Genomic DNA, 12,605 nt, shown 5'->3' on the forward strand with positions numbered 1-12,605 from the left:
CCAGGAGGTCCCAACCCATGAGTCCCACCAGCCTCTCCACGTTCGGCGCCGCTGGCCCGATGGTAGGTTACCTCTACCAGGTCCGCGTCGCGCTGTTGTGGGCGCTGCGACGCAGCCCCGCCGGTGACTTCACCGTCAGCATCGAGACTCTGGACGACGTGAGCTTCGAGGTCGGCGGCGAACCCGACGCCGTGCTGCAGACCAAACACTCGCTCAATGCGATGGCCAACCTGACCGACCTGAGCCCCGAGCTCTGGAAGACCATGCGGATTTGGCTCGCGGGACTGGAGAGCGGCGAGATTCCAGCCGAGACGGCCCGCTTCCTGATCGCCACGGCCGCAGCGCCCTTCGGCAGCGCCTGCTCTACGTTGGGCATCGAGGGTGACGGGCGCGACGTGGCGGAAGCGGCCAAGCGGCTCAAACACGCAGCTACCACCTCCAGCAATAGCGAGCTCAAGGACGCCTTCAAGGCTTACCTCACCTTGGACGAGGCCGCCCGGGAAGAGTTGCTGGCGCGCGTCTATGTAGTGCCGTCCCAGCCCGACGCAGTCGCCATCACCGAGCAACTGAAGGTGGAGCTCTACCATGTGTCATTGCATCATCAGGTGTTGTCAATCCAGATGCTCGAAGGCTGGTGGTTCCGCCGCGTAGTGCACGAGTTGGTTCACCCGTCCGGGGGCATCCCGCGCGCGGAAATCGACGCCCAGATCGTGGAGATCCAGGAGTCGCTGAAACCCGACTCGCTACCGATCGACGGAGAGCTGGACACGTTGATGGTGGCCCTCGACCAGTTGCCGGAGTTCGCCGATCGCCCCTTCTACAAACAGGTGGAGTTGGTGGGCGGCAGCCAGTTGCGCATCCGCAATGCAATCGTCAGCTACCTGCAGGCCTTTCGCCAGCGCTCGGCCTGGACCCGCGACGACCTGCTATTCGATGCCGACCTGCAGAAATACGACCAGCGGCTGCACACCGAGTGGGAGCTGCAGTTCGCCCAGGCGTGCGACGAGCTCGGCGAAGGCGCCTCCGAAGACGCCATGGCCCGTGCGGGCCGCGCGATCTTGAAGTGGGCAGAGGATGCGCACGTGCCGATCCGTTCGGGCGTCAACGTGCCCTGGGTCTGCCGGGGCTCGTTGCATATGCTGGCCGAGGACTTGCGCCTAGGCTGGCATCCCGACTTCCAGGCGCGACTGCAAGCCGTCTTCGACGCGTCCAGCAAAGGCAGCGCAGCATGAACGCCTGGCAAGAACGCAGCATCGAGCAGCGCAATCTGCTCAACCCCGCCTTCTGCGCTATCGTAGTGTGGCACCTCACGCGCGGCTACCGGACCGAGGCCACAGCGCTTGGCAGCGAAGGAGGCGGCTTGCCCTTTGCAATGGCGTTCGTCGGCGCGAGTCTGATCTTGCGCGGTCAGACGCGCGAGCAGCTGCCTCGCTCGACCACTACCTCACTCGCCACCTGGGTTCATGACCACCCGCTGGAGCGATCGGCCGTCGCCAAAGGTGTGGGCGTGCTGCGCGCGACGGTACGCGAGGCCCTCTTGTTTGGGGTGCAGCACGGGCTACTGTCGCTGGAGGGGCAAAGGCTTGAGGCCAGCGACGTCGCCCTGAAGAAAATTAACGCCTATCTGCGCACGTCGAGTGTGGAGGTGAGGGACTGCATGCGCCAGGCGACACTGGTCGGCCGCTGGCTGTGCAAAGCGGGCGCGCCGCCGACGGTGCTGGCGCTGTTGGGAGTGCAACCATGATTCAGATTCGCGCCGTCGTCATCTACAGCCACGATGGGCGGCACCGCGTGGTGCCCTTCGCCCCGGGCCGCGTCAACATCATCTCGGGCGACCCGCGCACCGGCAAATCGTCCTTGGTGGGCATCATCGAGTACGCGATGGGCGCCAAAGAGATCGACGTGCCCGAGGGCAAGGTGCGGCGCAACGTCGCCTGGTTCGGCCTGCTGCTGGAGACCGGCCGCGGGCAGGCCTTCGTGGCGCGCCAGTTGCCAAAGGGTGATGGCAAATCCAATGAGGCGATCTATGTCGAAGCCAACGACAAGGTCACGATCCCTGAGGCCGAGGCCTTGCGCGCGACAACCAACCGCGAGGGCCTGCGCGCGATGCTGGCGTCTTGGGTAGGAATGGGCGACTACCTGCACGAGCCGCCTCCGGGCCAGACGCGCGAGCCCTTGGCCGCCTCCATCAGCCACGCCCTCACCTTCTGCTTCCAGGCGCAGCCCGAGATCGCGCAGCGCAAGTACCTGTTCCACGGTTCCAACGACCGGTTCGTGGCCCAGGCGATCAAGGACACCCTGCCCTACTTCCTCGGCGCCGTGACCGACGACTACGTCGCTCAACAGCAGGAACTCAAGCGCGTGCGTACCGAGCTTAGGCAGATCGAGCGCAGGCTGGCGGAGGCCGCTGCAATCCGCGGCGAAGGCCTCAGCCGCGCCGACACCTTGCTGGCCGAGGCGAAAGCGGTCGGCCTGAGCACGCTCGACGACGATGCTGCCTGGCAGGAAAAAATCGAGGCGCTACGCGCGATCCAGAACACCCCGATCCCAACCGCCGCAGCTGAAGCTGGCGAGGACGTCGAATTTCGGCGCCTTTCCGACGTGCGCAGCGGGCTTGTGCGCGAGCAGCGTTCGCTGCTATCCACGCTGGAACGCGCCCGCAGCTTCGAAGGCAGCTCCAGGGGCTATGCCGGCGAGGCCCGTGAGCACACTGCACGACTGCAGGCGGTAACTGTCTTCGAGCACGACGCGCCCGGTCACGCCTGCCCGCTATGCATGCAGGATCTTCCCGAGGCATCGCAAGTCCCCTCGATCAGCGATCTGCGCGCAGCCCAGGACTACATCGGTGAGCGCAGCGGCGCGATGGACGCTGCAACGCCGCGCATCGCGACCGCGATCCAGCAGGTAGAGACTCAACTGGCCGACGTGCGCCGCCGGCTCGACGATAACCGCGCGCTGCTCACCGCTGTCAAGCGCGGCAGCCAGCGCCTGCAACTGGCAAGCGACACCGAGGCGCGGCGCGCGATGGTGCTGGGGCGCATCAGCCTGTACATGGAGAACATCCCTCAGATGCCGGACATCAGTGAGCAGCAGGCACGACTCACGGAACTGCGCGTACAGGAAGGCGAACTCAACGAAGCGGTCAGTACCGACACCATTCAGGCCAAACTCGATTCCTGCTTGTCCAACGTAAACCGCTATCTGTCCGACTATGCGAGACGGATCGACCTCGAGTATTCAGAGTCGCCCCTGCGCCTGGACCCACGCAACCTCACTGTCGTAGCCGACACGCCCGATCGGCCTGTGCCCATGCGCGAGATCGGCAGCGGCGAGAATCATGTGGGCTACCACATCGTGGCGCACCTGGCTCTGCACACTTGGTTTGCAAGCCGCGGCCGTCCTGTGCCGGCCTTCCTTCTGCTTGACCAGCTGTCTCAGGCGCATTTCTCGCCCGACACGGCGCCGGGCGACGGCGTGACGCAGGAGAAGATCGACACTGATCGCCGAGCCGTCAAGCGGCTCTTCGGACTGATCTTTGATGTTGTCGAGCGCCTGGAAGGCAAATTCCAGGTGCTCATCACCGACCATCCGGACTTCAGCGACGACGCCCGGTTCCAAGCCGCGCTGCGGGAGCGCTGGCGTGATGGATCGAAGCTCGTCCCCGAGAACTGGCCGCGCGCAGCCTGAGCGTCACTGCCAATGCGGAAAATAGCAGCAACCTAGGGGGTGAGATGCGAAACTGCGAGCATATCGACGCTGCAGCCGAGGCATCGCAACCGTAGTTACTGGCAACGGACGCAGCTTGAAGAACGTACAGTACGGCGCATTCACAAGAGGTACGAATCGAATTTCTAGATGACCAATCGCTGCCCGATGCCAGTGAACGTGGCGAGACAAGCCGACCCGTCCTGCGCCGTTTGAGCGCAGTTGGCGGAGTCATGTGCGAAGCTTTCGGCGAATACGATTCCGCACAGCGGGCTTCTTCACGGTGTGGTGCAGGACAGATTGCCGATCAACCGTTGGCCGTCCTTAATAAGCACTGGCTGCCTGCGGCGAGCAGCGTACCTGAGCGCCTTTCGCAGGGACCTCAGGTTGGGTACTGTCGCGAGGTCGATCTCGGCTGGAGGCAACGCGCGCCGATAATCGCGCAGAGTATTGATCTGCAGCAGGTTCAGGCAGCGCAGATGCATATCGCTGGCACTGTGCTTAGCCGCCACCGCGGGGGACAGCCAGCCCAGCAGTTCAATAACACGGTCGTACAGCGTACGCAAACGGTTCAGCGCATCCGCAGGCGTTGTGGGCGCAGGCGCCTGGATCACCACCACCGGCGACCCGTGACGGGAACGGCTCTCAGCCATCAGTGGTCCCAGCTTCCAGATGGGCTCGTGGTGAGCGATGCGATTTCGCAGCTCATTGCACAGGTCGAGCCTGGCAAAGAGGGCGTCTCTATGTTTCAGCTTGGCCCAGTAGCCTGCCTGTCGCTGCCGATGCCCGGGGAGAACGTCAACGAGGATGGGGCCCCATGCCACGGGTTGTCGGTGAACATCGACCGTGAGGTCGAGAAGGCGCGGCCAGAACCCGAATGTCAGGCCGGACACCACGTCATCGGGTGAGGGGGCAGGTACGCGCGGCAGCAACTGCTTGCCCTGCTTGTAGTGCGTGACGTCCATGATCTTGGCCTTCGACAGGCTGCTCAGCGCAACGTGCGCGTACCAGTCCTTGGAGCCCTGGCCACCTACTGCGCCATAGCGCAGGCTCATGGCATGATGAAATTGGTTCCGAAGCACCACCTCCACCAGCGAGATCGTGCGAAAAAGTACGGCGCTCAGGTCGTCGTTCCACTGGTAGAGTCCCAGCGCCTCACCGTCATCCGTCGCGCCGAAGAAGCTTCGGTAGCTGCTCAGTCGCGCATGCGAAAGTGCCTGGACGTGTGCCAGATTCCCAGCAGGGTTGCCTGTAATCAGTTTCAGCATGCGTGTTATACTCCCCTGGTAAGCGCTTGGGCAACATGGTTCAGTAGCACCCTCTTCGGACGGACGCTGGACTCCAAGACGCAAAAGAGGAGGCGGCCGCGTAAGCGGCCGTTTTCCTTTGTGCTACGCATGACCGGCCTCCTCCAGCAACGCTGACAGCTTGGCTTCCAGCCGCGCCAGCTCGGACTTGAGTTGAACGCGCTCGGCTCGCAAGGCGTCGAGGTCAACCGCTTCCTCATCTGCTGCGGTAGCCACATACCGAGCCACGCTGAGGTTGAAGTCGTTCGCCGCGATCTCGCTTGGGTCCACGAGGCGTGCATACCGTTCAACGTCTTGCCGCCGGCGGTAGATGTCCTCGATCATGCTCAGATCGGACTCGCGCAGCACGTTCTGCGTCTTGCCATGCTGGTAGGTGTCGCTGGCGTCGATGAAGATCACGCCGTCGTCGGCCTTCCGCTTGCGCAGCACGAGAATCGCGACCGGGATAGCCGCATGGGCGAACATCTTGGTAGGCAAGGCGATCACCGCATCGATCAGGTTCTCGCGGACGAGTTGCTCGCGGATCTGCCGTTCTGCCCCAGTGCGAAAGAGCACCCCCAAGGTCACGACCGCTGCCATGCGGCCCGTCTCAGGCGCGAGCGTCTCAACCATGTGGCTTATGAACGCGTAGTCACCGGCCGTTCGCGGGGGGACGCCGCGTCGGTAGCGCTGATGGACGTCTCTCTCCGCCATTTCGTGCCCCCAGTCGCGCAGCGAAAACGGTGGGCTGGAAACAGCAACATCGAACTGCCTCAGCCCGCCAGAGGCGTCGAGCAGCTTGGGGTCACGCAGGGTGTCTCCCCACTCGAGCTGATGACGGATCTCACCATGAAGAACCATGTTCATCTTGGCCAGCGCCCAGGTGGATCCGTTCTTCTCCTGGCCAAAGAGGTCGCACCCGCCCTGCCCTGACCTCGCCCTGGCGAACTGACTGCAGGCGATCAGCAGAGAACCTGTTCCACAACAGGGATCACTGACGGCCTCGCCACTCGCGGGTTCCATCAGGCGCGCCAGCAGCTGAGACAGCTCGGGCGGGGTGTAGAACTCACCGCCCCATCTTCCACCCTGCTCCGAGGTATGTCTGATCAGCGAATCACACGCGAAGGCAACGGCTTCATTCGCCAAGCCGCCGTCCTCGCTGAGATTCAGAGCGCTAGCACTGACCGCATCCAGCAGCCGCCCAAGCACACGCTCCTTTTGCTCTGCGTTGCCGAGCACGGTCGAGTTGAAGCTGATGCCCTGGAAGACGCCGCGCAGGCCAGCATTGGCCTGTTCGATGGCAGCAAGGGCCGCATCGATGCGTTTCCCCAGGTCAGCGCTGTTGCGGGCAGCGACGAGGCGGTCGAAGCGGGACTCGTCCGGCACCCAATAGGAGGCATCGGTAGAGACTACGGCAGCCTGGTTGCCGTGGGCCGACGCAAAATCAGATAGGAACCTTACCAGCAGCATTGCCAGCACGAGGTCTCTGTACTCCATCGGCCCGCAGATTCCGCGGAACGCGTCGCAGGCCTGGAGAACTGCAGACCGAATGGAATCTTGTCGCGCGGGGTCAAACATGTGCGGCCCCCCTGCGCAGTGCTTGTCGCGTCATGTGGGCGACCTCGATCCGGTCGATCTCGTTCAAACGATGTCGAATGCCCACAATCTCCTGTTTGGTCTGATCGAGTTCAGCAATCTGGCGCTGTTTCGGCATGGGCGGAACTTCGACTTCCAGCGAAAGAAGCGCAGCTTTGGTCAGCGCCTTGATCGTGGTGCCCGTCAACAGCAAAGAAATCCGCTTCTGGGTCGACGGCTCGTTCAGATGCCAGACCAGGTAGCGCGCGTCCAGTTGGGGGCTCGGGCGGATCACGTTGAGCTGGCCCACGGGGAAGACCGGATCGTCGGCACCATCGAAGAGCCAGGCCCTGTAGTAGTCACCCCTCGACGGGATCACGACGTCGCCGCGCTGAAGGCAGTACGAGAGATACCGCTCTGGCACATGCAGGCGTGGCAACTCGTGCCAGCGCAAGGGTTTGCCAGCCACCAGATCTCGGATGGCCAGTGCGCGCACGTTACCGTCAGGCCCCTCCTTCGGGGCCTGGTCGCGCAAAACGGCGGCTGCGTGGACTTTGGCGATGGTGCCTAGTGGGTGGCTCATTTGCGGATAGTTCTACCTTGATGCACAGACAGTGTACCAGACTAGTGCTAGCACGCAAGCGTAGAACCATCCGCATATCAGCAACTACTCGCGGCTTGTGACGAGCCGTTTGGCTTCAGCGCGGGGCGCTATTCCTTTGCATCACCCGTACCGGACGGCGGCTCGACAGAGGCAATGAGAGTTTTTCGCTTGACGCTCACTCGCCTGAACCCTCGATCCCCAGCCATGAAAGCCTCAAGCATGTGCGGGATCAGCGTCGCCGCATCGACCGCCTCGCCGTAGGTCTGAGCGTGCAACGCGGCATACCGATCGAGATCCGCCTTTATGTTGGCCGGGCAGGTGAAAGTCAGCTTAATGCTCTCAGCCCTAGGCAGAGGGCCTAGCCGCAGCTCTCTGGTTGTGCTCATCGCATAGCCCCGCGCTGGAAAAACATCGGCTGATAAGGCCGCAGCACCAGATCCCGGTTCACGATGACCCGCACCGGCAGCCCCGGCCGAGCCGTGAGCGTCGGCTGGATGTTCATGTTGCGCCGGGTCATCTCCTGCCCGATCTGGTTCACGCTGTCCTGCACACTATCGCGCCCAGCAATGACGACGCGGTTTCCATCCTGCCGGTTCTCGGGCGCGGCCAGTTCGGCCCCCACGCCCAGTAGCGTGGTGAGCGCCGCGCCCGCCAGGATGCGCCCCCAGTGCCGGTCCACGCCGTCCTCCAGCCCCGCATAGCCCGCCGGGTCGGTGCCCACGAGGTTGTCCAGCGACAACGACGATGTGTCCGGCAGGATGACCCGGTTCCACACCATCTGCACCCGGCTCTGCCCGTAGCTCACCTGGCTGTTGTACTTGCCCAGGATGCGCGAGCCCTGCGGGATCAGCAGGAATTTGCCCGTGGCAGTGTCATAGACCGGCTCCGTCACCGTGGCGATCACATCGCCCGGCAGGTCGGACTTGATGCCCGTCACCAGCGCCGCGGCGATCACCGTCCCTGCCATGACCTGGTAGGGAGATACCGGCATTTGCAGATTGCCGGAATTGCGGGATTCTGTAGTTCCGGCTTTCTGGAATCCCTCTTTCTGGTCTTGCCGGTTCTGCACAGCCGTCGGATCGGAGGGCTGGGCCGCCGTCGATGCGGGCCCCGCCGCGAGCGGGTCAAAGCCCGCCAGGCCGGCTGCCAAGGCACCGGATGCCGCGGCACCCTGCCCCGCCGGCACAGCAGCGGCACGCTGACTGACCGAGCGGAAGAACACCGACGAAGCCGCTGCCGCCTCCGCCTCCTTGCGCAGCGCATCCTCGGGATCATGTCCCGGTGGCCCGTACACCGGCTGCTGCGACTTCACGATGGCCGGCCCCAGATCGCCCGGCAGCGGCGGCCCCAGCACAGGCACCTTCTGCAGTTTCGAGTAGTCGGATGGAAGCTGGTCCAGGCCCTCCGACTTCGACACGCGGTCCACGTTGAACAGTTCGGTCTGCTCGCCGCCGCCGCGCCGATGGGGTTGCAGCGACCAGATCATGGCGCCGAGCACGGCGACCGACAGGCCGCCGGTAAGCATGGCCAGCGTGCGCCGATTCAGGCGTGTCACCGGGCGGGGCTGGGCGCGCAGCGCCACGGCTTCAGGCGCCACCTTGCCGGGTTGCGGCGTGGCGAGATCGGGTGTGTCGTCCTGGCCCATGCTCAGCCTCCTCGCTTGCCATCCGTGCGCTCGATCCGCACCACCTCACCCTTGTCCCCGCCCAGGCGCAGTTCCGCAGCGCCGAACAACCGGTCCACGATGTAGTACGGTGCGCGAAACCGGTAGTTCACCAGTTGCCCATCCCCCTGCGCCCCGATCACGAACAGCGGAGGCAGCTCACCCTGCGCAATGCCCTGCGGGAACTGGATGTACACCTTCTCGCCGTCATCGAAGGCCCGCAGCGGCTTCCACGGCGGATTGCTACCGCTGACCGCGTAGCGAAACCGAAGCTTCTCCAGCGTCAGACCTGACTCCACGGGCGCCGCAGCGCTCGCTGCCTGTGCCTGGCGCTGCAGGGCCAGCATCTTGTCCTTCGGATACTCCCAGGACACCGAGGCCATCCAGGCCTTCTCAGTCGAGGTCAGCTCGACCAGGTAGGTCCGCCGGTTGGTGGTGATGACCAGGTTGGTCTTGAGCCCCGAGCGGATCGGCTTGACCAGCACGTTGACGCGCAGCGCTTCACCCGCGCCGCTGGAGGTGTCGCCCACGATCCAGCGCACCGTGTCACCTGCGGCCACCGTCACCAGTTCCTCGCCCATCTGCAGCGAGATCACCGTCACGCGCCCCACGGCCGCATAGACCTGGTACAGCGCACCATCGGTGAAAGGCCAGACCTGGATCGCGTTGACATAGCCCTCGCGCGTGGGCGCGACACGCGCCTCGGCGTTGGCGCGGGCGACCCGTTGTTTTTCATCGGGGGACTCGGGCAGTGTCTTGGCTTCGCCGTCCGCCAGCGGTTTCATCTGCGCGGGCATCGGCAGCACCTTTGGCACCTCCACCACTTCGACCGGCTTGGGCGGCTCAGGCAATGGGCTGGCCTGCACAACCTCATCCAGTGCGATGGTCGGTGGCGGCTTGCCTTGTGTAGCACAGGCCGACAGGGCCACAACCACCAGCACGAATGCACCTATGCGAGAAAACAGTTTCAAGGGATTCATCATTTGGCTCCTTCGTTGGCATCCAGTTCCCGACTCCACGACAGGCCGTTGACATAGATACCCAATGGGTTCTTGCGCAGCCGCTGCTCGGTGCGCGGGGCTTGCAGCACCGTGGACACCACGGCGTTCCAGCGTTCGGTGCGGTCCAGCGCGCCATTGACGAAGCGTGTCTCCGTCCAGCGCACGTTGAACGAGGCATCGCTCGCCCGGACCACGCTGGTGATCTGCACCGACACCGACTCCTTGCCGATGCGGGTGAACGGATCGTTCACCCGTGCGTAGTCATTGAGTACGACCGCGCCCTTGTCGGTGGCGTAGTCGTAGGCGTCGAGCCAGCTCTGCCGCACCACGATGGGATCGATGGACAGCGAGCGCACCAGACCGATAAACCTGCCCAGGTGATATGCCACCTGCGCATCGCTCGGCCGGTACGGCGTGGCCGCTTCGCCCACCGCGCGCACCTGCCCGGCCTCGTCCACCTCAATCACATAGGGGGTTACGATGGACTGCGCGGAGCGCCAGACCAAGCCACCGGCCATCAGCAATGCCAGCGACAGGCAACCAAAAGCCATCAGCCGCCAGTTCTTCGCCTGCACGCGGGCCGAGCCAATGCGCTCGTCCCAGACCTGTGCGGCAGATTGGTAAGGGGTCGCAGGCTGCGGCGTATCGCCATAGCGCACCTGCGGTCGTTTGAATCGCATGAGGGTTCTCCTTGAGGGTCAGGAATCGGAATCGCGCAGGCTGGGCCCACTGCTTGAGCCGCCACCATCCCCACCGCGCAACGAGTGGGCGGCGGTCGTGGCGGCATGGGTGAGCTGCTGCCGGCGGTGCAGGCGCCTGGCCCATGCCGGCTGTTCGGTAGCTGCGGCCGAGGCACTGCTTTCAGCGGCAGCGCTGGTGGATGCCGGGGCAGCGTCCTCAGGCCGGAACGCGGCTGTCGCGCGCTCCTTGAGCGAACGCGCCCCATCCACCACCTTCTGCCCGGCCGCTTGTGCGCCGGCCTTGGCGACGTTGCCCACGCCGACCGCAGCACCCCGGACGCCACCGCCCGCAGCCGCAGCGCCTTCGTCGAAGGCCGCCTTGGCGCCCGCGCGCCGCTGCCTGCCAGCTTGGCGGCACCCGGCGCCATGCGCGCCCCGGCAGCCACCGCACCGCCAACACCTGCTGCGGCGGCGCCTACAGCCACGGCTGCGCCAGCAGCTCCCACCGCCGCTCCGGCCATGGCCCCCGCACCAAGCTGCGGGCCGCCAGAGACCAGCCCAGTCGCTATTCCAGGCCCGAAGATCCCGAGTGCCAGCAAGCTCAGTGACGCCAGCATGATGACCAACGCATGGTCGAGGGACGGCTCACTGGGATGCACCCTGAACTCGGCGAACAGCCCCGAGCCGATGCCCACGATCACCGCCAGCACCAGCACCTTGATGCCCGAGGACACCACATTGCCCAGCACCTTCTCCGCAAGGAATGCCGTCTTGTTCCACAGTGCGAACGGCACCAGCACAAAGCCCGCGAGCGTCGTCAGCTTGAACTCGATCAGCGTCACGAAAAGCTGCACTGCCAGCACGAAGAAGCTCAAGACGACGATGAACCAGGCGATAAACAGCACCACGATGGGCGCTAGATTGACGAATACCTCGGGGAAACCGGCCAGGTCGTTGATCTGCTTGAGGATTGGCGTCCCCGCATCGATGCCCGCCTTCGCGAGCCGTCCCGGCTGCAGGAAGTCGCCCATGCTCAGGGAGGAGCCGCTGGCCGTGAGCCCCAGCCCCGCGAAAGACCGGAAGACGATCCCCGCGAGCATATTGAAGTTGCCGATGATGTAGGCGAAGGCCCCCACGTACAGCACCTTGCGCAGCAGCTTGGCGAGCACATCCTCACCCTGGCCGCTGGCATGCCCCATCGCCCAGAACAGCCCCGCCAGCGTCATGTCAATGACGATCAGCGTGGCCGTCAGAAAGGCCACCTCCCCCTGCAACAGCCCGAACCCCGAGTCGATGTAGCGCGAAAAGGTATTGAGAAAGCGGTCGATGACCGTCACGTCGTTCATGGCCTGGTCCGGTCAGTTGCCGTAAAAGCCTGTGGACTGCGGCGAATACGGAGTGCCCGTGCCCATGAACCTGCGCGTCACCTCCCGCCCGCGCTCGGCGGCCGCCGTCTGGCGGGCCAGCTCCAGCGACGCGGCCCGGTCCTGCGTGATCTGCAGCCGCTGCACCTGGATGGACTGCTTGGCCTGCAGGGCCAGCAGCTGGTTCGTGGCCTGCATGGCCTGCAGGGCACCCACTGCCGACTGGCTCTGGCTCACCAGATCGGCCAGCACGCCTTCGTCCTCGCCCAGGTTCTGCGATGCCTGTGCCTGCATGCGCAAGGTTGTCTGCAGGCCCTGCAGGGTGTTCTTCCAGCGTTCCTGCGCATCGCGGTACATCTGGTCGCCGCTGACGGTCGCCGCGTACTGCTCGGGGTACAGGCGCGCGAAATCCCGGTCCATGGTGGCCAGCTCGTACGCCAGCCCTTTGGCCTGCGCTATCAGCCGCTGGGTGGTCGCCAGGTTGGCACGCAGCCGGCCCACCGCATTGAACGGAAGGCTGGCCAGATTGCGCGCGTCGTTCTGCAGCTGTTTGATCTGGTTGTTGATCTGCTCCAGCGTGCGGATGGCCGTCAACGTGTTCTGCACGTAATTGGAGGGATCGAACACAATGCGCTGCGCCAAGGCCGGCTGTGCAGCGGCGAAGGCCAGAACACCGGCGGCGACTACCGCAGCGAGCCTGGTGGTCAAAACGGTACGAAGTGACATG

The 12,605-nt window shown here is 64.6% G+C and carries 11 protein-coding genes and 1 pseudogene; 3 read left to right on the forward strand and 9 right to left on the reverse strand.

Annotated elements, in window-relative coordinates; all coding sequences use genetic code 11:
* Positions 1-17: 17 nt before the first annotated feature.
* From LXE91_RS15865 to LXE91_RS15875, 3 genes are read left to right on the forward strand one after another with little or no spacing between them, the layout of a single operon-like run.
* Positions 18-1,232, forward strand: a complete 1,215-nt coding sequence (locus LXE91_RS15865; protein WP_046543503.1) for an ABC-three component system protein — start codon at positions 18-20, stop codon at positions 1,230-1,232.
* Complete coding sequence (locus LXE91_RS15870) at positions 1,229-1,744, forward strand: three component ABC system middle component (RefSeq protein ID WP_052760009.1); 516 nt, start codon at positions 1,229-1,231, stop codon at positions 1,742-1,744. The genes LXE91_RS15865 and LXE91_RS15870 overlap by 4 nt, the downstream gene beginning before the upstream one ends.
* Positions 1,741-3,687 (forward strand): DUF3732 domain-containing protein, encoded by a 1,947-nt coding sequence (locus LXE91_RS15875; protein WP_046543504.1) that lies wholly within the window; start codon positions 1,741-1,743, stop codon positions 3,685-3,687. The genes LXE91_RS15870 and LXE91_RS15875 overlap by 4 nt, the downstream gene beginning before the upstream one ends.
* Positions 3,688-3,983: 296 nt before the next feature.
* Here the strand turns inward: LXE91_RS15875 and LXE91_RS15880 are convergent, their stop codons facing one another.
* The 9 genes and pseudogenes from LXE91_RS15880 to trbJ form a co-directional block, all read right to left on the reverse strand.
* Positions 3,984-4,973 (reverse strand): Abi family protein, encoded by a 990-nt coding sequence (locus LXE91_RS15880; protein WP_052760010.1) that lies wholly within the window; start codon positions 4,971-4,973, stop codon positions 3,984-3,986.
* Positions 4,974-5,096: 123 nt separating this feature from the next.
* Positions 5,097-6,569: a type I restriction-modification system subunit M gene (locus LXE91_RS15885; RefSeq protein WP_046543505.1), complete on the reverse strand. Its 1,473-nt coding sequence runs from the start codon at positions 6,567-6,569 to the stop codon at positions 5,097-5,099.
* Complete coding sequence (locus LXE91_RS15890) at positions 6,562-7,149, reverse strand: restriction endonuclease subunit S (protein WP_052760011.1); 588 nt, start codon at positions 7,147-7,149, stop codon at positions 6,562-6,564. Before LXE91_RS15890 ends, LXE91_RS15885 begins: the two co-directional genes overlap by 8 nt.
* Positions 7,150-7,277: 128 nt before the next feature.
* Complete coding sequence (locus tag LXE91_RS15895) at positions 7,278-7,556, reverse strand: DUF2274 domain-containing protein (RefSeq protein WP_046543506.1); 279 nt, start codon at positions 7,554-7,556, stop codon at positions 7,278-7,280.
* The gene (locus LXE91_RS15900; RefSeq protein ID WP_046543507.1) at positions 7,553-8,815 is read right to left on the reverse strand and encodes a TraB/TrbI/VirB10 family type IV secretion system protein; all 1,263 of its coding nucleotides are present in this window, start codon (positions 8,813-8,815) and stop codon (positions 7,553-7,555) included. The genes LXE91_RS15895 and LXE91_RS15900 overlap by 4 nt, the downstream gene beginning before the upstream one ends.
* 2 nt (positions 8,816-8,817) lie before the next feature.
* Entirely contained in the window at positions 8,818-9,813 is a 996-nt protein-coding gene (trbG, locus tag LXE91_RS15905; protein ID WP_046543571.1) for a P-type conjugative transfer protein TrbG, read from the reverse strand.
* Positions 9,813-10,514, reverse strand: coding sequence for a conjugal transfer protein TrbF (trbF, locus tag LXE91_RS15910; RefSeq protein WP_046543508.1), 702 nt, complete (start codon positions 10,512-10,514; stop codon positions 9,813-9,815). The genes trbG and trbF overlap by 1 nt, the downstream gene beginning before the upstream one ends.
* 18 nt (positions 10,515-10,532) lie before the next feature.
* Positions 10,533-11,860: pseudogene (trbL, locus tag LXE91_RS15915) on the reverse strand (P-type conjugative transfer protein TrbL).
* 12 nt (positions 11,861-11,872) lie between these two features.
* Positions 11,873-12,604, reverse strand: a complete 732-nt coding sequence (trbJ, locus tag LXE91_RS15920; protein WP_046543510.1) for a P-type conjugative transfer protein TrbJ — start codon at positions 12,602-12,604, stop codon at positions 11,873-11,875.
* Position 12,605 lies beyond the last annotated feature (1 nt).

This window comes from Burkholderia contaminans, assembly GCF_029633825.1.
Lineage (GTDB): Bacteria > Pseudomonadota > Gammaproteobacteria > Burkholderiales > Burkholderiaceae > Burkholderia > Burkholderia contaminans.